This is a genomic window from Marivirga arenosa (genome assembly GCF_030503895.2).
In the GTDB taxonomy this organism is placed as follows: Bacteria; Bacteroidota; Bacteroidia; order Cytophagales; family Cyclobacteriaceae; genus Marivirga; species Marivirga arenosa.
On sequence record NZ_CP129970.2, the window covers coordinates 2,279,999 to 2,299,257 of the forward strand.

Genomic DNA, 19,259 nt, shown 5'->3' on the forward strand with positions numbered 1-19,259 from the left:
AAGAAGGCTCAGTAAATCACTACTGAGCCTTTTTCATTAGAAGAAATATCTATATAAGCGTATTAAAATTGAAATCACTAAACTGGCGAGTAACATGGTGGTCAAAGGAAAGTAAAATCTGAAATTTTCCCTTTCAATTCTAATATCTCCAGGTAGGTTTCCTAACCATTGAAGTTTATCATAGAAAAAGTAGATGACAATTCCGACTAATATGATGAGTCCGCCTATTATTATTAAATATTTACCAAGATTATTATTCATTGAGTTCTTCTGTAAATTCATCAACTTCTATTCTACTTACTGTAGAAGTAGCCAAAATACCATATCCATTTTCAACATTCGTGTAAATTTGAGATGGCTCGGTAAAGGGGTCGGGATATTGATTATTTTCAATGCTTTTTAAATACAAATAAAAGGATTTACTAATTTTATGAATTTCAATTACATTTTGAGAAATATAGCTGCGTTCTTCATCACTGTATTCATATTTTCTTAAATCGTTTGTTCTGAAATTTATGGTGTAATCATTCCCATTAAACAATTCATCTCTTAGAATTTGCATTTGCCCTAAACCTGGTGAATAGATATACTCGATTTGAGTATCGGATGAGTTTAGATAGGTAATAAATTCATTGTAGAGCGTGTCGTATGGATTCTCATTACTCCAACTTTTATTGGTGTCTTTTACCAAGAAAAGGTAGATGTCTTCTGATGAGCTATTATCTTTCAGGGTTATTTTAATATCTGATAGCGATTGATAATTACTTCCAGCAGGGTTTGAAAACGATTCATATTCAAATTCATATTCACTATCATTAAATTTCATTAATGATTTTTCGATTGCTGTAACATCTTCAAAACCATCAACTTTCGCAACGATCTTGTATTCTGTATCGGGTTTAATTTTAATGTTTTCATTCTGATAAAAACCTGAACCAAAGTGCTCCAAAAAGCCAATTTCCTCGTTATTTTCAAACAAGATTACTTCTGCATTTTGAATGATGTCAGTTCCTCTTTTGTCAAAAATAAAAGTTGATCGATTTACTTCTACAACAGGGTGTTGTTCAGTTTTAAACCAGGCATTTAATACTATTTTGGATTCATTTTCATCGATTTTCAAATCCACTTCTTTTTGACATGCTGAGAGCAGAATTAATGAAAATATGATAAACTTTAGATTATTTTTCATTTGGCCTGAATTTAAAGTTATAAGTAAAAGAAGGAATTAATTGAAAAAGACTTATTTGGTTAAAAGATGTTTCTCCTATGCTATTGGTAGTAGTGTTTATAAAAAATGGATTTTGCCTATTGTATAAATTATAAACACTTATAGTCCAGCTTGAACTGCCCCAGTCTTTTTCTTTATGTCGGGTTATACCAAAATCAGCTCTGTGGTATGAGGGCATTCTGTAAGCATTTCGATTACTATATTGGTATACTTCATTGCTTCCGTAAAAATAACCGTCAGAAAATCTAGGCTGTTCTGATAGTGGTGGGATTTTTGCAATAGGAAGCGTTATTGAATTTCCAGTGCCATATACCCAAGTTCCACTTATTTCCCATTTTTCACTAAGGCGATAATTAGTTACAATACTGATATCATGTCTTCTATCATATTTATAAGGAAATACTCTGCCGAAATTAAGCTCATCAAATTGGCGGTTGTTATAGGATAAGGTATAACCAATCCATCCGTTAAAATCTCCTTCTTTTTTTCTAAAAAGGAATTCCGCACCGTAACTCCAGCCATTACCTATAGCTATTTTATCTTCCCAGCTTTCTGTAAGGTTTAGGAAGTTGGAGCCTTCTTTATATTCAATAAGGTTATTCATATTTTTGTAATACCCCTCAACCGACATATCATATTTCCCATCTGCTAGTAAAGAAGAGATTCCAACAGCAGTTTGCTGCGAATATTGTGGCTTAATATTTTCTGTAACAGGAACCCATAAATCAGTAGGCAAACCTATACCTGAATTAGTTAACAAGTGTAAAAACTGGGCCATCTCCGAATAAGATGCTTTAAGAGATAAGTTTTGATTGATTAAGTACCGAGTACTGATTCTGGGTTGGAATGAAGTGTAGAATTCATCATTTACTTTAAAAGCAGATGCATGAATACCTGCATTTATTTTAAGTTTTGGTAAAGGCTCAAATTCATCCTCTACATAAACAGAAAATTCATTTCCATAAATAGGTTTTGTATCTGGGATATTAATATCTTCTTGAAAGTCGGCCTCAAAGTTGAAAGCCTCAGGTCGAAAAATATGATAGATATAATTAGTACCAAACTTTAATGAATGACCATTATTCAAATAATAATCAAATTCAGTTTTCAGACCGTAATCTGTAATTCCTGAATTATATTCCGCATAAAAGTTCTCTACTGTTTCATCATCTGGAGTAGCGTATCGGTAATAACTTTCATTGAATAAATCAAAGTCATATTGACTATAGGTTGCGGTTGTATTCAAAAATAACTGATTAGAAAAAAGGTGATTCCATCTTGCAGCAGTAGTCCAATTACCCCATTGGATTCCTGATTCATCTTTATATTCATTTACAGATATTGCATCCTCAAACTCGTATTCATCTCTGGCGTAAAACTTATCTTTCCCAGTGTAAGCGCTTAAATATACTCGGTCCTTATCAGAGAACTTATAATTGATTTTACCATTGAAATCATGGAAGAAATAACCTAGATCAACATCGTCAGTACTGGCTCTGATAATTGGCCTAGCCAATACATCTATATAAGTTCTTCTGCCGGATAAAATAATAGAAGCTTTATCCTTAATTAATGGACCTTCAACTGATAGTCGTGAGGATATTAAGCCAATCCCACCATCAGCTTGCCAGTTTTTCATATTACCATCTTTCATGTTAATGTCGATCACTGAAGAAAGCCTACCCCCATATCGGGCGGGAAATCCTCCTTTTACGACTTCCACATTACTAATAGCATCAGCATTAAAAACAGAGAAAAACCCGAAGAGGTGAGAGGCATTATAAACAGGTACTCCGTCTAATAAAATAAGGTTTTGATCTGGTCCACCGCCTCTTACGTAAATTCCACTGCTTCCTTCGGAGCCACTTTGAACTCCAGGCATCAATTGAATCGTTTTCAAAACATCAACCTCTCCTAATAATGCGGGTATGGCTTTAATATTTTGAGAAGTTATTGTAATGCTACTCATTTTTGTGAGTTCCAGCTCAGGTCTGGTTCCTTTTACGACTACTTCGGAGAGCTCATCGGATATGGAGAGCTCAAAATTAATAGTAGTATCTCCATCTAATTTTATGAATTTTTTGACAGTAGAATATCCAACATAAGATACTTCTAAAGTTGCCGTATCAGCAGATAAATTCAGACTGTAAAAACCATAATTATTGGCGGATGTCCCTTGTTTGGTAGCGGGTTGCCAAATGTTGGCACCAATAAGGTTTTCACCTGTTTCTGCATCTTTAATATAGCCACTAATTCTATTTTGGGCAAAAGAGTGATAGCTAATACTAAAGAATAGTATAAGGAGTAAAGAATGTTTCATGTAATACCAGTGGTTGATAGTTTGATTTTGTAACTAAATACAAACGTAAGTTAATTGGTGGTATTATAGAAGATTAAAAGAAATAATATTATTTACCTTTGATGCTTCAAATTATAGAGCTGTGAAAAAAATAGATTTTAATAATCATCCCAGATCAGATCATTTTAATTTTTTCAATTCATTTGATGAGCCATTTTATGGTGTAAATATAAATCTAAAGTGTAGTGAAGCTTATAACTACTGCAAGGAAAATAAAATATCATTTTATAAATATTATCTCCATAAAATTATAATAGCTGTCAATAGCGTGCCCGAAATGCGTTATAGATTAATTGAGGGTGATGTATATGATGTTGAAACTGTTCATATTTCTGCTACAGTTTTAAGGTCCGATAAAACCTTTGGTTATTCTCGTATGCTCTATTCAGATTCCTTTGATGAATTTTCAAAAAATGTTCAAAGTGAGATTGACAGAATCGAAAATGAAAAAGGCCTTGATTTGATGGGAGGGATGGTAGATGTTATTCATTTCACAGCTGTACCATGGATGAAATTCACTTCAATATCACATGCCAGAAATTTTAAGTTTACTGATAGCATGCCGAAAATATCAGTTGGAAAGATATTTAATGATAATGGAGAGACTTTTATGCCATTTTCAGTTCATGTAAATCATGCATTTGTGGATGGTTATCATTTAGGTCAGTTCATTCAAAAGTTGGAAAGCTTGATTTATTGATTTCTAAACACATTATCACAAATAATAGCAGTAGCCATAGCAGCATTTAATGATTCTGCTTCCCCTATTCTTGGGATAGTAATGTGATTAGAAATCATTGGAATTAACTCAGGATTAATGCCACGTGATTCATTCCCTATAATTAATAATCCGTTTTGCTTAAAGTCTGTTTTGTGCACATTCTCTCCTTTTAATAATGCGCCATAGATTTCCCTATCCTTTTGCTTTTTTAAAAATTCAGATAAATTTTCTCTATATAAATTAACTCTGAAAATAGACCCCATAGAAGCGCTTATAACTTTAGGGTTGTAAAATTCAGCTGTTGTGGAGGAGCAAATAATATTTTTGATTCCATACCAATCTGCTAACCTGATAATAGTTCCTAAATTTCCTGGGTCTCTGATATCATCTAAAACTAAATCAAATCCAGCAGCGTTATATGTTGGCGGAGTTTTTTCATAGACTACTGCTAGCGCATCAGCATTACTTTTAAATGTACTGATGCTGCTAAGTTCTTTCTCTTTTAAAATTTCGACCTCAATATTATTTGAATTTATTACATTTTGATTTTGAGATAAAAATGAATCCGTAACCAATAAGTTTTTAATTTTGTAGGAAGAATGGATCAGTTCAAGGGTGTTTTTGGCACCTTCAACTAGAAAAAGCCCTTCTTTCTGTCGGAATTTCTTTAATTGAAGAGATTTGATGAACTTTGTATTATTCTTAGTAAGCATTTAATCGATAGCGCTCAAATTGATTATAAAATTAATAAAAACCTTTTTACTGTTAAGTATAGTCTTTTTTAGTTCTTGTGTGGGTACAAGTTACCTACAAAAAGATGAAAAGCTTCTATACAAGCAAAAAATCAAAGGTAATGAAAATATATCTTCTGATCGCTTAGAAGACCTATATAGACAGAAGGCCAACAGACGTATATTACTTCTTCCTTTTTCACCATTTGTTGCAATTTATGAATTAGGAAAAGCGGAGTATGATGCAGAGGAAATTCAAAAAGAAAAGGAGAATACTCAAGCCAAATTATCGTCAAAAATTGAGCAAGCTAGAAATAATGATAAATTTAATAAAGCTACTCGTTTAGAAAGAAAACTGAACAAGAAAAATCAAAAATTCAATACAAAACTTGAAGACGGTAATCTTTTTATGCGTTGGGGAGAACCACTTGCAGTATATGATTCATCAAGAATAGAGGATACTAAAAATCAAATGGAATTATATCTGGAATCAAAAGGGTATTTTGATTCAGAAGTAGATTATACTGTTGATTTTAGAGGGGTTACTAAAAAACATGCAATAGTTACTTATCATGTAAAAGAGAATTCAGCCTATAGAATAGATACTATATTTTATGATGCAGGGGATGATAAGACGATAATGAGCGTATTGATTGGCTCCAAAAGAAATAGCCTAATTAAAGTAGGTGATGTTTATGAGCAAAGTAAACTCACATCAGAAAGGGAGCGAATAGAAAATATTATGAAGGATAATGGGTATTATACCTTTTCCAGACAATATGTAGAATATAATGTTTTCAGAAATCCTGATACTACAGCTCTCGGTTTAGAAATTCTTATAAATAAACCACAAGGTTTAAGTAAGCACAAAAGATACGCTTTAGATAAAGTTAATTTCACTACTGATGTTAATACTCTGATAGGTGGACTTAAAAGAACATCAGAAAAGTTTAATGGAATTGACTATTCCTATTATAATTATTCATACCGAAAAAAAGTATTAGACCAAAGAGTATTCATTAGACCAGGAGAATATTATAGTTTAGAAAATACGCTTAATACTCAGCGACAGCTTGCAAATTTAGATATGTTCCGTTTCGTAAACATAAAATATGATACAGCGGGTGGTGATTTTATTGCTAATATTTTCACAAGTCCATTAGAGAAATTTCAGCTGAGTAATGAGGTAGGGGTTAATGTAAATGTAACCTTTGGTTTACCCGGGCCTTTTTATAATGTGTCGCTGAAGAATCGAAATCCATTTGGTGGCGTAGAGATAATGGAATTATCTGGAAGGATTGGATATGAAGCAGTGGCAACTCTATCGGATCAAACTAATGTAACAACAGCTACTGAAGCAAGAGCTAATTTAGGGTTTACATTTCCTCATTTTCTTTTTCCATTAGGAACAACCGTTAAGTCAAAATTTGCTTTATTAAACCCTAAAACTAAAACAAGTGTCGGGTTTAATTTTACGCAGAGACCTGAATATGAGAGAAGTAATTTGAATGGGAGTTTTGGTTATTCTTGGCAAAATAAGAAGAGATGGATATATGATCTTACTGTAACTGATGTTAACTTTATTGAATCCGCCCTCGATAGTACTTTTCAACAGTTGCTTGAAAGAGAAAGCCGCTTTGGAGGCCAGCTAAGTAGATCTTTCCTTCCCTCATTTGTTTCTAGTAGTTCAATTACAGTCTCCAAGAATTTTAATAATTATGGTCAGGCGAAAAGTAGAGCGAGCTATCTAAGGTTATTTGCGGAAACAGGTGGGAATTTACTAAATATTAATGCAATCAATGAAAGCTTAAATCAAGATTCATTACAATATTTTCAATTTTTGAAAGCTTCAATTGATTACAGAACCTATATTCCTTATGGTAAAGAAAGTACTTTTGCTTATCGTTTTAATGTTGGAGTAGCGAGACCTTATGGACGTTTTTCCGAGGATATTCTTCCTTATGAGAAATATTATTTTGCAGGGGGTAGTAATAGTATTCGCGCTTGGGCTCCAAGACGTTTAGGTCCAGGTAGCTTTGTTGAGACCGATGATGAAGGTAATTTCATCTATAATTTTGAGCAACCGGGAGAAATAATATTGGAAACAAGCTTTGAAGTAAGAAGAAATCTGATCAATTTCTTAGATGGGGCTTTATTCCTAGATGCAGGAAATGTTTGGACATTTGCTGATGATGCAGAAAACCCTGGGAGTCAATTCAAGCTTAATGAGTTTTACAAAGAAATTGCGATTGGAACAGGTTTTGGTTTACGTATTGACTTTTCATTCCTTATTCTCCGATTTGACTTAGGATTTAAATTATACGATCCTGCTAGAGAGCCAGGAGAAAGATGGACTATTTCAGAATGGAATTTAGGAACAAGGCAGAACTATGGCCCTGCCCTTAATATTGGAATAGGTTATCCATTCTGATTTTTCTTATTGCGAAAGACATTTTTAATATCTTCTATAGATTCTTCAAAGCTTTTTGATATATCGCGCAATACTTCTTTATTGTCTTCTGTAAATTTATCGAAATCTTTTTCTAAAGATTCTTTATTCCTTTTCAACTCAGCAAGCCTTTCTTTTAATTCTAGCTTTTCAGAAATATTGCTGCTGCTTACTTCTTGAAGTAATTCATCTATTCTTCTTCCAGCCTTTCTGAAGAATTCTTCGGCTTTACCACTAGTGTATTCCATGTCCTATTAAATTATGTAGTAATCAAATTTAATAAAATCAATTATCAATTTCTCTATCAGCATCTGATTAATAACTTAATTAGTTTTTCTATTTTCTTGCTGGCTTTTTAAGAAATCATCAGAATGCCTTTTTTTATACCATTGCATAACTCCAAAACTTAAGAAAAAACCTGATCCAGCCCCCTCTAATATTATGATGAATGAAATGGTAAATGCATTCAGATAATTCCCAAATGGTTCTACATTTTTAATTTCCATTAAAAAATCAGGATTCCCCATTAAGTAAATGAAAATAAATGTGGCAAAAGCTATGGATGAAATCGCTGCTGTAAGCATTCCTGTTCCTATTCCTTTAAAATAATTGAATTCAGAATTATGCTTTTTAATCGATTTTATAGAGTATAATACACCTGCCCCCATAATAAAGATATTGAGTGCTCTTAATTCTAAATTATGTTCAAGACCAGTAAGCTTCATTATTATAAACAGAGCAATTAGTCCTAATAAAACACCAATTCCTCCAACAATACCATTGTATTCAATTGAATCTTTTTTCATAGGTAAACATATATTGGTTCATCATATCAACAGTCAATATTTACTATTGTTACGAATCTCTCATATTTGTATTTTTTTGTATAGATGTAATAGAAGATTAGTATTTCGATTAAAAACCAATGGTTTTCCTTTACTATGCTTTATATTTGCAAACATTATGCAGGGTAGTCAAATCATGCTAAATTCAAAAAGGAAAACAATATATGTCATATTCATGCTGACAGCTTTTATAGCTTCTTCATGTATAAATAATGGAGCTAGAAAATCAATGCCAAAAAAGAAGCCTTTACCATGCCCTGTAAAAGATTGCTAAAATGAGGAAAATAGTTATTGCAATAGATGGATTTTCTGCTTGTGGAAAGAGCAGTACAGCAAAAGAAGTTGCCAATCAATTAGGATATAATTATATCGATTCAGGAGCCATGTATAGGGCAGTTACCTTATATTTTCATGAGCATTATATCACAAGTGATAATCCTAAAGAAGTTTCGAAAGCATTAGAAAATATAGACATTTCGTTTAATTTTAATGAAAGAATGGCTTTTAGCGAAACTTATTTGAATGGCTTAAATGTTGAAGAGGAAATTCGAAAAATGTACATCTCGAATCAGGTAAGTAAAATAAGTGCTATTCCTGAGGTGAGAAAAGATATGGTAAATCAACAGCGTAAGTTAGGAAAGAAAAAAGGGGTTGTGATGGATGGAAGAGATATAGGCTCTAATGTTTTTCCTAATGCTGAACTAAAAGTTTTTATGAAGGCAGACTTAACTGTTAGAGCTGAACGAAGACAAAAAGAATTGTTAGAAAAAGATCAGCTTGTTCCTTTACCAGAAATTGAGGAAAATTTATTGGCAAGAGATAAAATGGATTCTGAAAGAAAAGAGAATCCATTAATTATACCTGAAGATGCTTACATCTTAGATACAAGTGAGCTTACTTTTCCAGAGCAAGTGGAATTTGTATTACAATTGGCTACTGAGAAAATGATTGAAAATGATGGATAAATTACAAGTTACGATAGATCAAGATTCTGGCTACTGTTTTGGCGTTGAATATGCTATAAGAATGGCAGAAGATGCGATGCAGGATACAGAGAAATTATACTGTCTTGGTGATATTGTCCATAATGATATGGAGGTCAAAAGGCTCTATAACAAAGGGCTACGAGTGATTTCTCACGAAGAGTTGAAAGAACTTAAAGACTGTAAAGTATTAATTCGTGCACATGGTGAGCCTCCTGAAACTTATAAGCTTGCATTGGATAATAATATTGAGTTGATTGATGCAAGCTGTCCAGTTGTACTTAAACTACAGAATAGAGTTAAAAATGCGCATGATAAAATGTGTGCTGATAAGGGTCAAGTAGTGATTTATGGTAAGAAAGGTCATGCCGAGGTTACAGGTCTAAATGGTCAGACAAATGGTAATGCGATCATAATTATGGATGATGATGATCTTGATAAAATTGATTATACAAGACCTGTTACATTATTTAGTCAAACTACAAAAAGTACCAAAGGCTTTTACGATATAAAAGAGAAAATAGAAAAGAGATTAGAAAACTCTCAAGCAGACTTAAGAGAAGGGGAGATGGCTACTTTAAATGCAAATGATAGTATTTGTAGACAAGTATCCAATCGCGAGCCAAAATTGAAAGTTTTTGCCAATGAACACGATGTTATCCTATTTGTAAGTGGTAAGAAAAGTTCAAATGGCAAAGCGCTCTATCAAGTTTGTAAAAATCAGAACGAGAATAGCTACTTTATAGAGAATGAAAAAGAAATAAATACTGCTTGGTTTGAGGGTAAAAAAACTGTTGGAATATGCGGTGCAACTTCAACTCCAATGTGGCTAATGAAGGAAGTGAAAAAATTTGTAGAAAATATTAAACAGGAAAGCCTTCTTAGCTGTTAAGTAAAAGTTTTGTGTAGATTGGATTTCGTGTAGCATTATTATAATAAAAGATTTTTTTTAGCAAAATAATTCTTAATTTTGCCTCAATTTCAAATAAGGGTTCATTGTTAAATAAAGACATGTCTCATACCATTAAACTTAAAAAAGGATTTGATATTAATTTAGCTGGAAAAGCTGAAAAAAGTATATCAAAAGCACCTAAACCGGAAACGTTTGCTATAAAACCAACGGATTTCCCAGCTATCACTAGGCCTAAGTTATTAGTAGAGGAAGGAGATTCAGTTAAAGCTGGAACACCTCTTATCTATGATAAAATGGCTGAAAATGTAATGTATTGCTCTCCAGTGAGCGGTGAAGTTGCAGAAATTAGAAGAGGTGAAAAGCGTAAATTACTAGAAATTAGGATTTTAGCGGATAAAGAGGTTGAATTTGAAGATTTCGGATCTCATTCAAAATCAGATATTAATTCTTTAGATGTTGAAAAGGCAAAAGAATTGATGCTAAAAAGTGGTGTTTGGCCTAATTTGGTTCAAAGACCTTATGGTATTGTAGCTAATCCTGAAGATAAACCAAAAGCAATTTTCATTTCAGCTTTTGATACCCATCCTTTAGCTCCTGACTATAACTTCACTTTTAAAGAAGAAGAGGAAGCTTTTGCGGCAGGTTTAGAAATAATTAAGAAATTTACTGATGGAAAGGTTCATGTCAATATTTCGGAAGATAGAGAAATGTTGAAAATGTTCAGCCAAGCAGAAGGTGTTCAAATTAACAGATTCTCAGGAAAACATCCTTCAGGAAATGTTGGCGTTCAAATCCATCACATCGATCCTATTAATAAAGGAGAAGTAGCATGGACGATTAAGCCTCTTGGAGTAATTCAAATAGGTAAATTATTCTTAAATGGAAAATACGATGCCTCTAGAAAAGTAGCATTAACAGGATCTGAAGTTAAAGAACCTCAGTATTATGATACTTATGCAGGAGCATCTATCAAAAATATCACTAAAGACAATATTAAAAGTGATCACGTAAGATATGTTTCAGGAAACGTACTTACAGGTGAGCGAATTGATGCTGATGGTTATCTTGGCTTTTATGACGAGCAAATCACAGTCGTACCGGAAGGTGATTTTGAAGAATTATTAGGATGGATTAAACCAACTACTTCAAAATTAAGCTTCCATAGAGCTATTGGTCTTCTATCTTTCTTAAATAAAAAGAAAGAATATGTATTGAATACCAATACTAACGGAGAAGAAAGAGCATTTGTGATGACAGGTGAATTCGAGAAAGTTTTACCAATGGATATTCTTCCTAATTATTTATTCAAAGCTATAATGGCTGAAGATTTTGATGAAATGGAAGCCTTAGGTATATTCGAGCTTGTGGAAGAAGATGTTGCGCTATGTGAATTCATTGATGTTTCAAAACATGAATTACAGATCCTTTTAAGAAAAGGAATCAACTTAATGATAAATGGATAATAGATAGTTAATCTTTATGGTTAACATCAATAAAAATAATCATACTATACAATATGAATCCAATACAAAAATTCTTCGATAAAATTGAACCTCTTTTTGAGAAAGGGGGGAAATACGAGAAGTACTACACATTGTACGAAGGTCACCGTACAATCCTTTTTAGGCCTAAATTAGTAACGGGTAAAAAAGGTGTTCAGGTTAGAGATGCAAATGATTTAAAGAGAACCATGATCACTGTTGTGATCGCCATGATTCCCTGTTTATTATTTGGAATTTGGAACATAGGTCATCAGCATTTTTTAGCTATAGGTGAAACAGCTACGTTTTTACAAAAAATTGGAATAGGAGCTATGCAAGCTCTTCCAATTGTAATCGTATCCTACGCAGTAGGTTTAGGTACAGAATTTACTATATGTGTGATAAGAAATCACCCTGTAAATGAAGGCTACCTTGTAACGGGTATGCTTATTGCTTTAATTATGCCGCCAAGTATTCCATTATGGCAAGTTGCTTTAGCTACTGTTTTTGCAGTTGTTATTGCTAAAGAGGTATTCGGTGGTACTGGGATGAATGTACTTAACGTAGCATTAACTGCTAGAGCATTCCTCTACTTCGCTTATCCAACTGATATTTCAGGTGAGGTTTGGACATACTTAGGTGATGCAGCAGTTGTTGATGGTTATTCTGGTGCAACTGCTTTAGGTGTAGCATACGATACTGCATTGAATGGTACAGGATCTGTTGTTTCTGCTTTTGGAAATTATTGGGCAGAAGGTATGTATTCATTTTCAAATATGTTCTTAGGAGCTATCCCAGGTTCAATTGGAGAAACTTCAACTTTGCTAGCATTAGTGGGTGCTCTAATATTAATTATAACAGGAGTAGGTAGCTGGAAAATCATAGTGAGTGTTTTTGCAGGTGCTTGGTTAATGGGATTAGGATTTAATGCTATTGGTGTAAATGCATTTATGGATATGCCAGCTCATTACCATTTAGTAATTGGAGGTTTAGCATTTGGAGCAGTTTTTATGGCTACGGATCCAGTGTCTGCTTCTCATACCGAAACTGGTAAATGGATTTATGGATTATTAATTGGCGTTCTTACTGTAATAATTAGAGTAGTAAATCCAGCTTATCCGGAGGGAATCATGTTAGCCATTTTATTGATGAATGTATTCGCTCCATTAATCGATCATTATGTTGTTGAATCAAATAAAAAGAGGAGGTTAAAACGTGCAACAGTCTAATTCTTATATTATCATATTCTCCGTCATTCTTACTGTAGTATTAGGCGGATTGTTAGCGGCTACATCAGTAGGATTAGGGCCAATCCAACAAAAATCAGTAGAGTTGGATACAAAGAAACAAATTCTTGGTGCAGTAATGGATGTAGATTCCGATATGGATGTATTGGCTACCTATGAGAAAGTTATTCAATCTGAAGTAGTTGATTATCAAGGAAACATTGTTACTGAAAATAGTGAAGGCAATGAAATAGTTGCAGAGGATGTAAATGTTGAAAAAGAGTTTGAAAAAGCTCCAGAAGATAGACTTTATCCTGTTTTTAAATTTTTTGGTAAAAATGGAGGTGAAGAAATCGAATCTTATATCCTACCTGTTTATGGTAATGGTCTATGGGATAACATCTGGGGATATGTAGCACTTGATACTCAGGGTAAAACAATCAAAGGAGCTGTTTTTGCACATGCTGGTGAAACTCCTGGTTTAGGGGCAAGAATTACTGAAAGTGAGGTTCAGAAAAGATTTGAAGGTAAAGAGCTATATAACGATCAAGGTGAATTAGTATCGGTTAAAATGTTAAAAGGGGAAAACAATCCTCCAAGTAAGCTTGATGCGCACCATGTTGATGGAATGTCTGGAGCTACTATTACAGGGAATGGTTTAAATGCCATGCTTGAGAATTACTTCAGTCATTATAAGTCATATTTCAATAAAAAAGGAGCAACAGCATCTTTATAATTTAAAGAGACAAAGATATGAGTACAGAAACTGTAGATAAACCAGTAAAACAAGAATCAGAGGCTCTTCTTTCCAAAAGAAGAAAAAAAATTGTTTCTGATCCATTAAATGATGATAACCCGATTACCATTCAGGTATTAGGTATATGTTCAGCATTAGCGGTTACCACTCAAATGAAACCAACAATGGTAATGTCGATTGCGGTTATTTTCGTAATTGTGTTTTCTAACCTTTCTATATCTTTAATTAGAAAGGCAATCCCTAACCGTGTTAGAATCATAGTGCAATTAGCAGTAATAGCTACTTTGGTAACTTTGGTAAATGAGGTGCTAAAAGCTTTTGCTTATGATATGTACAAAGAATTAAGTGTATTTGTAGGTTTGATTATCACAAACTGTATCATTATGGGTCGTCTTGAAGCCTTCGCTTTAGGTAATAAACCTTATGATTCGGTTTTGGATGGTTTAGGCAGTGGTCTTGGCTATGCTTGGATAATCTTAGCGGTCGCTTTTTTTAGAGAATTATTTGGCTCTGGTGCTGTATTTGGTTTCGAGGTATTCGAAGCAATTGGTTTCTCTAAAGAGGGATGGATGGGAGTTGATTATCAAGCCAATGGTATTATGGTAACACCTGTGGGTGCCTTCTTCATACTCGGATTAATAATTTGGGTACAAAGAAACAAGACTGGTTACGTAGAACATTAATCGCTAAAATTTTTATACAATGGATTTAATTAATTTAGGAATAAAATCAATTTTTATAGAAAATATGGTATTTGCCTATTTTCTAGGAATGTGTTCATTTTTGGCGGTTTCTAAAAAGGTAAGTACTGCATTTGGATTAGGATTAGCAGTAGTTTTTGTATTAACAATTACTGTTCCTACAAACTGGTTACTAAGTGAATATATCTTAAATGAAGGAGCCTTAGCTTGGATCAGTAAGGATTTTGCAACTGTAGATTTAAGCTTCCTAAGCTTTATCATGTATATTGCAGTAATTGCTTCTATGGTTCAGTTAGTGGAAATGGTTATTGAAAAAACTTCTCCATCATTATATGGTTCATTGGGTATTTTCTTACCATTGATTGCTGTAAACTGTGCAATCTTAGGGTCTTCTTTATTTATGGCTCAAAGAGACTACAGCCTATCTGAATCTGCAGTTTATGGATTTTCATCAGGTATTGGATGGTTCTTGGCTATTATTGCTTTAGCTGCAATTAGAGAAAGATTAAAATATTCAAATGTTCCTGATGGATTAAAAGGATTAGGAATTACAATGTTAATCACTGGATTAATGGGAATTGCTTTCATGTCATTCATGGGAATCTCAATTTAAGGTATCCAAATAAAATATTATCAAGCCTTGGTGAATATCATCAAGGCTTTTTTCGTTTTAACTTTTTTATTGCATTATGAAACAGAAGATTTTAAGTAAAATAGGAAGTTATTTTTTCAGAGGACTACTTTTTGTTGCGCCCATTGCCTTTACAATATTAGTTATTCAAGCAGTTTTTAATTGGCTTGATGATTTGCTACCTGTTGAAATTCCAGGTTTAGGAATACTGATATTATTTACTGCTATCATAGGAATTGGCTATTTAGGTACCACTTATTTTATGAAGCCTGTATTTGAGGTATTTGAGACATTTATTAAACGAATCCCTTTTTTAAGTTTAATCTATAATTCAATAAAAGATTTAATCGGTGCTTTTGTAGGAGACAAGAAAAAATTCAATCAACCAGTTATGGTTCAGTTTGATGAGAATGCTAAAATTTTTAAACCTGGTTTTATTACTCAAAATGATTTAAGTAAGCTAAGCCTTGATGGGTTTTCATCCATTTATATGCCTCACTCTTATAATTTCTCTGGTAACATTATTATTGTGAAAAATGAATTAGTTCATCCATGGAATATTAATAGTACTGATGCAATGAAATTTATTGTTTCTGGAGGTGTAAGCGGTATGGAAGAGATGTAATGTTTGATTGAAAAAACACCTGTTAATATAGTTAAAACACCTAAAAATATAATAATAAATCTAAAAAATATAGTAAAACGTATATTTTATCAATTAATCTATTTGTAAGTTTCTTTCTCTCTGTGTGTGTTATTATATTTGTTATCTTAACAAGATATTTATAATAGGGGAGAAGTTTTGAATGTAAAAGTTAAATATAAATCGTTTATCGATGCTAGTTCCACAGGAGATATTATCTCAGCAATAGTAATTAGTATTGAGTGTATTATAGCTTCTGCTGTAATACTTGTTAATATATTAAACTAACTGCTTTTTATTTCTTTCTACTTCAATTAATTTTCCTTTATGCAAGAGGAAGATAAATTGTTTAAAGTATATAAATCATCTGCAGGAAGTGGGAAGACCTTCACACTTACAAAAGAATATTTAAAACTCGCTCTCCGGTTTCCTGATCATTTCAAAAAAATATTAGCTGTAACCTTCACAAATAAGGCTACTCAAGAAATGAAGGAGCGTATTATTCAAAATTTATTTGAATTTACATGCTCTACGGATTCAGTTATGGCTCAACAGCTAAAAGCATATCTGAATATTAACGATAGCCAAGTAAAGCAGAAATCAAAAGATCTTTTGAGCGCCATTCTACATAATTATAGTAGATTTTCAGTTCAAACAATCGATACTTTTTTTCAAAATGTAACCCGTTCCTTTGCCAGAGAACTAAGTATTCAGGGTGATGGTGAGCTGTTATTGAATACTGATGAAGTTCGTCAATCAGTTTTGGATTTATTGTTAGAAGATATTAGTGATCCCAATAATGTATCTTTAAAGAACTGGGTAATTGATTTTTCTATCAATAAGTTAGAAGATAAAGGAAGATGGGATGTGAGAAATGATATACTATCATTTACTGAAGAACTATTAAAAGATGATTTTAAAGTTATAGAAGAGGCTTTAAATTATGACTTGAGTGATTATAAAAAGCTTGACGCATTTAAAAAGTATATTCAGGAAATAATTGCCAGTTTTGAAAATACGTTAGATGGAATTAGTAAGAAGGCTTTAAAACTAATAGAAACGAAGGGATTAAGCCTAGATGATTTTAGTGGTAAAGGAAGATCTGCACCAAACTTTTTTAATAAGATCAATAAGACTACTAAAAATTATGATTTAGCAAACCTTGTAAATAGTACTGTTAAAAAAGCTTTAGATTCTGAAGGTGAAACTTTAGCAGCAAAAACTTCTACTCATAAAGAGCTAATTATTCAAACTGCTAAAGAGGGATTGTTAGATTATTTTAATGAAGCGATTGAGTTTATTAAGAAAAAAGGTAGCGATTATAGAACAGCTGTAAATATCCATAAGAATATTTATTTAATAGGATTAACTCGACACTTTAATCAAAGACTTGCGAATTATAAACAAGAAGAAGGAATACAATTTTTATCAGACACCACTCAGTTTTTAAATGAAATCATAGGTACTGATCCTACAGAAAGTCCTTTTGTGTATGAAAAAATGGGAAGTTTTTATGATAACTTTCTAATTGATGAATTTCAGGATACTTCAACTTTACAATGGCAAAATTTTAAACCCTTAATTGAGAACTCATTAGCCGAAGGTAATGAAAATTTAGTGGTAGGAGATGTAAAACAATCTATTTATAGATGGAGAGGTGGTGATTGGAGACTTCTACTAAAGGGCCTTAAGGATGACATACCAACTGCATTTTATCAAGAGAAAGAATTAACTCATAATTTTCGAAGTAAGCCTAATGTTATAGATTTTAATAATGATCTATTTACTAGTCTTCCAGAATTAATTATTAACCAAGCGACCAGTAAGAAGACCAATCAATTTTCAGAGGATGTCGAACATTTACTTCAAGATTTACCCGCTGCTTATCATGAGGTAGTTCAACAAAAGAAAGATAAGTATCCATTCGATGGATATGTGGACCTGCAGTTTTTTGAAGAGGAAGTATTAGAAAATGGAGATAAAATTAGCTGGAAAGCTAAAGCGATTTCAAAATTCATTTCAGATTTAGAAAAACTTCAGGATGCGGGTATTAATTTAAAAGAAGTTGGAGTTTTAGTTAGAAAAAAATCTGAGGGGATTGAGATTCAAGACTATATTGAGGCCTACAAAAAAGAGAATCCTGAAAAACTGAAGCGTTATCATTATAATATTATTTCAGATGAAACTCTCCTACTTTCAAGTGCTCACATTGTGAATTTTCTTTTAAACTGTTTTAATTATCTCTACACCGAAGATGATATAGCCTTAGCACAGATTAAATTTTATTACCATCAAATCATTCTGAATGAAAATCAGGCAACTCATCAATTGGTTAAAAAGAACTCAACTGATGATTTGATCCCAGAACAATTCTTATCCTCTCAAAAGCAATTAATGAGTTTGAGCTTGCTAGAGATGAGCGAGCAATTAATTCAAATTTTCGAATTGAAAAAGATTCAGCAGGAAAAGGCTTATTTGTCAGCTTTTCAAGATGTTTTATTAGAGTTTGGGAATAAAGGCGGCATACCTGATTTTATGGAATGGTGGGAGCAGAATAATAGTTCCTATGCGATAAAATTACAATCCGATGAAAATGCAGCTAGATTAATGACTATTCATAAATCAAAAGGCTTGGAATTTACAGTATGTATGATTCCATTATTGGATTGGCAACTGAGTCCGAACGGATTAATGGCCCCAACACTTTGGGTGAATACAAACGGAACCCCTTTTGATAAAATTTCATATTTGCCAGTAAAACATGGTTCTTCTTTAATCAATTCAGTTTTTGAAAATGCGTATTGGCAGGAAGAAGTAAAAAGCTATTTAGATAATTTGAATGTGTTATATGTTGCCATGACTAGAGCAGGAGATGCTTTGATTGTGAATTCAAATGCTAAAAGTAAAATAGGTTATATATCAAAACTTATTCAAGAGTTTGCTTCTGAACATTCTGATTGGAATATAGAAGAATTCAGACTGCAAATAGGTAGTGATGAAGAATTAGTTTCAATTGCAAAAGAGGTTAATCGAAATAAAGATGATGCTACTAATGAGTCTATAAATTTGACCTATTACGAAAGTCATAACTGGCATAAAAAGCTTCAAATAAAAGAATCTAATGCACTTATAGAGGATGATTCAGGAATATCTAGAACAGATTTTGGAATTTATGTGCATGATATTTTATCAAAGTTAAATGATATTCAAGAGCTACCTGTACTGCTTGATAAGTATAAGACAGAGAAATCATTGTCCGAAAGTGATTTTAATGATATTCAGGAAATTGTCAGTTCAAATCTGGAGAAAGGAAGTGATTTGCTTAAATGGTTCGAAACGGATTGGCAGGTTAAAACCGAGGTTCCGATTTTACTTCCAGATGGATCATTGATCCGATTGGATCGTGTTTTAATAAAAGAAAATGAAGCCAGAATTTTAGACTTCAAAACAGGTAAAAAATCTGAAGCAGACAAAAAGCAATTAAACTTTTATAAGAAGACATTGAAAAAAATGGACTATCAAAAAGTAACGGCTCATTTGGCTTATCTGGATCCTCTTGAAATTTTAGAAGTTTAGTAAAATAAATAACCT

The 19,259-nt window shown here is 32.6% G+C and carries 17 protein-coding genes; 11 read left to right on the forward strand and 6 right to left on the reverse strand.

Annotated elements, in window-relative coordinates; genetic code table 11:
- Positions 1-36: 36 nt before the first annotated feature.
- Genes QYS48_RS10030 through QYS48_RS10040 form a run of 3 tightly spaced genes read right to left on the reverse strand, consistent with a single transcriptional unit; the run spans position 37 to position 3,548 of the window.
- Positions 37-282 (reverse strand): DUF2905 domain-containing protein, encoded by a 246-nt coding sequence (locus QYS48_RS10030; protein WP_308355791.1) that lies wholly within the window; start codon positions 280-282, stop codon positions 37-39.
- The gene (locus QYS48_RS10035) at positions 254-1,189 is read right to left on the reverse strand and encodes a DUF4249 domain-containing protein (RefSeq protein WP_308355792.1); all 936 of its coding nucleotides are present in this window, start codon (positions 1,187-1,189) and stop codon (positions 254-256) included. The genes QYS48_RS10030 and QYS48_RS10035 overlap by 29 nt, the downstream gene beginning before the upstream one ends.
- Positions 1,179-3,548, reverse strand: a complete 2,370-nt coding sequence (locus QYS48_RS10040) for a TonB-dependent receptor (RefSeq protein ID WP_308355793.1) — start codon at positions 3,546-3,548, stop codon at positions 1,179-1,181. The genes QYS48_RS10035 and QYS48_RS10040 overlap by 11 nt, the downstream gene beginning before the upstream one ends.
- Positions 3,549-3,669: 121 nt before the next feature.
- On the opposite strand from QYS48_RS10040, the gene QYS48_RS10045 reads away from it, so the two are divergent.
- Positions 3,670-4,287: a CatA-like O-acetyltransferase gene (locus tag QYS48_RS10045; RefSeq protein ID WP_308355794.1), complete on the forward strand. Its 618-nt coding sequence runs from the start codon at positions 3,670-3,672 to the stop codon at positions 4,285-4,287.
- Here the strand turns inward: QYS48_RS10045 and QYS48_RS10050 are convergent.
- Complete coding sequence (locus tag QYS48_RS10050; RefSeq protein ID WP_308355795.1) at positions 4,281-5,021, reverse strand: RNA methyltransferase; 741 nt, start codon at positions 5,019-5,021, stop codon at positions 4,281-4,283. The two genes, QYS48_RS10045 and QYS48_RS10050, sit on opposite strands and share 7 nt — an antisense overlap.
- A 19-nt stretch (positions 5,022-5,040) precedes the next feature.
- On the opposite strand from QYS48_RS10050, the gene QYS48_RS10055 reads away from it, so the two are divergent.
- A complete protein-coding gene (locus QYS48_RS10055) occupies positions 5,041-7,470 on the forward strand; it encodes a BamA/TamA family outer membrane protein (RefSeq protein ID WP_308355796.1) in 2,430 nt (809 codons plus the stop codon).
- On the opposite strand, the gene QYS48_RS10060 is transcribed toward QYS48_RS10055, so the two are convergent.
- Positions 7,458-7,736: a hypothetical protein gene (locus tag QYS48_RS10060; protein WP_302102017.1), complete on the reverse strand. Its 279-nt coding sequence runs from the start codon at positions 7,734-7,736 to the stop codon at positions 7,458-7,460. The two genes, QYS48_RS10055 and QYS48_RS10060, sit on opposite strands and share 13 nt — an antisense overlap.
- Positions 7,737-7,811: 75 nt before the next feature.
- Complete coding sequence (locus tag QYS48_RS10065; protein ID WP_302102015.1) at positions 7,812-8,294, reverse strand: DUF4199 domain-containing protein; 483 nt, start codon at positions 8,292-8,294, stop codon at positions 7,812-7,814.
- A 314-nt stretch (positions 8,295-8,608) separates the two neighbouring features.
- Here QYS48_RS10065 and cmk point away from each other — a divergent pair, with 314 nt between their 5' ends.
- From cmk to QYS48_RS10110, 9 genes are all read left to right on the forward strand, one after another.
- Complete coding sequence (gene cmk, locus QYS48_RS10070; RefSeq protein ID WP_308355797.1) at positions 8,609-9,298, forward strand: (d)CMP kinase; 690 nt, start codon at positions 8,609-8,611, stop codon at positions 9,296-9,298.
- Positions 9,288-10,208, forward strand: a complete 921-nt coding sequence (locus QYS48_RS10075) for a 4-hydroxy-3-methylbut-2-enyl diphosphate reductase (RefSeq protein ID WP_308355798.1) — start codon at positions 9,288-9,290, stop codon at positions 10,206-10,208. Before cmk ends, QYS48_RS10075 begins: the two co-directional genes overlap by 11 nt.
- 119 nt (positions 10,209-10,327) lie before the next feature.
- Entirely contained in the window at positions 10,328-11,692 is a 1,365-nt protein-coding gene (locus QYS48_RS10080; protein ID WP_308355799.1) for a Na(+)-translocating NADH-quinone reductase subunit A, read from the forward strand.
- 53 nt (positions 11,693-11,745) lie between these two features.
- Positions 11,746-12,939 carry an NADH:ubiquinone reductase (Na(+)-transporting) subunit B gene (locus QYS48_RS10085; protein WP_308355800.1) on the forward strand — a complete coding sequence of 398 codons (1,194 nt, stop codon included), beginning with the start codon at positions 11,746-11,748 and terminating at the stop codon, positions 12,937-12,939.
- Positions 12,926-13,672 carry an NADH:ubiquinone reductase (Na(+)-transporting) subunit C gene (nqrC, locus tag QYS48_RS10090; protein ID WP_308355801.1) on the forward strand — a complete coding sequence of 249 codons (747 nt, stop codon included), beginning with the start codon at positions 12,926-12,928 and terminating at the stop codon, positions 13,670-13,672. The genes QYS48_RS10085 and nqrC overlap by 14 nt, the downstream gene beginning before the upstream one ends.
- Before the next feature lie 17 nt (positions 13,673-13,689).
- The gene (locus QYS48_RS10095; RefSeq protein ID WP_308355802.1) at positions 13,690-14,376 is read left to right on the forward strand and encodes an NADH:ubiquinone reductase (Na(+)-transporting) subunit D; all 687 of its coding nucleotides are present in this window, start codon (positions 13,690-13,692) and stop codon (positions 14,374-14,376) included.
- Positions 14,377-14,395: 19 nt separating this feature from the next.
- Positions 14,396-15,007, forward strand: coding sequence for an NADH:ubiquinone reductase (Na(+)-transporting) subunit E (nqrE, locus tag QYS48_RS10100; RefSeq protein WP_302102013.1), 612 nt, complete (start codon positions 14,396-14,398; stop codon positions 15,005-15,007).
- Positions 15,008-15,083: 76 nt separating this feature from the next.
- The gene (locus QYS48_RS10105) at positions 15,084-15,650 is read left to right on the forward strand and encodes a DUF502 domain-containing protein (RefSeq protein ID WP_302123028.1); all 567 of its coding nucleotides are present in this window, start codon (positions 15,084-15,086) and stop codon (positions 15,648-15,650) included.
- A 345-nt stretch (positions 15,651-15,995) separates the two neighbouring features.
- Positions 15,996-19,244: a UvrD-helicase domain-containing protein gene (locus QYS48_RS10110; RefSeq protein WP_308355803.1), complete on the forward strand. Its 3,249-nt coding sequence runs from the start codon at positions 15,996-15,998 to the stop codon at positions 19,242-19,244.
- Positions 19,245-19,259: the final 15 nt, after the last annotated feature.

What these genes read in the sequence shown, in the direction of transcription:
- QYS48_RS10030 (WP_308355791.1), bottom strand. Translation starts at nt 282, where the DNA reads ATGAATTTACAGAAGAACTCAATGAATAATAATCTTGGTAAATATTTA.
- QYS48_RS10035 (WP_308355792.1), bottom strand. Translation starts at nt 1,189, where the DNA reads ATGAAAAATAATCTAAAGTTTATCATATTTTCATTAATTCTGCTCTCA.
- QYS48_RS10040 (WP_308355793.1), bottom strand. Translation starts at nt 3,548, where the DNA reads ATGAAACATTCTTTACTCCTTATACTATTCTTTAGTATTAGCTATCAC.
- QYS48_RS10050 (WP_308355795.1), bottom strand. Translation starts at nt 5,021, where the DNA reads ATGCTTACTAAGAATAATACAAAGTTCATCAAATCTCTTCAATTAAAG.
- QYS48_RS10060 (WP_302102017.1), bottom strand. Translation starts at nt 7,736, where the DNA reads ATGGAATACACTAGTGGTAAAGCCGAAGAATTCTTCAGAAAGGCTGGA.
- QYS48_RS10065 (WP_302102015.1), bottom strand. Translation starts at nt 8,294, where the DNA reads ATGAAAAAAGATTCAATTGAATACAATGGTATTGTTGGAGGAATTGGT.
- cmk (WP_308355797.1), top strand. Translation starts at nt 8,609, where the DNA reads ATGAGGAAAATAGTTATTGCAATAGATGGATTTTCTGCTTGTGGAAAG.
- QYS48_RS10075 (WP_308355798.1), top strand. Translation starts at nt 9,288, where the DNA reads ATGATGGATAAATTACAAGTTACGATAGATCAAGATTCTGGCTACTGT.
- QYS48_RS10080 (WP_308355799.1), top strand. Translation starts at nt 10,328, where the DNA reads ATGTCTCATACCATTAAACTTAAAAAAGGATTTGATATTAATTTAGCT.
- QYS48_RS10085 (WP_308355800.1), top strand. Translation starts at nt 11,746, where the DNA reads ATGAATCCAATACAAAAATTCTTCGATAAAATTGAACCTCTTTTTGAG.
- QYS48_RS10095 (WP_308355802.1), top strand. Translation starts at nt 13,690, where the DNA reads ATGAGTACAGAAACTGTAGATAAACCAGTAAAACAAGAATCAGAGGCT.
- nqrE (WP_302102013.1), top strand. Translation starts at nt 14,396, where the DNA reads ATGGATTTAATTAATTTAGGAATAAAATCAATTTTTATAGAAAATATG.
- QYS48_RS10105 (WP_302123028.1), top strand. Translation starts at nt 15,084, where the DNA reads ATGAAACAGAAGATTTTAAGTAAAATAGGAAGTTATTTTTTCAGAGGA.
- QYS48_RS10110 (WP_308355803.1), top strand. Translation starts at nt 15,996, where the DNA reads ATGCAAGAGGAAGATAAATTGTTTAAAGTATATAAATCATCTGCAGGA.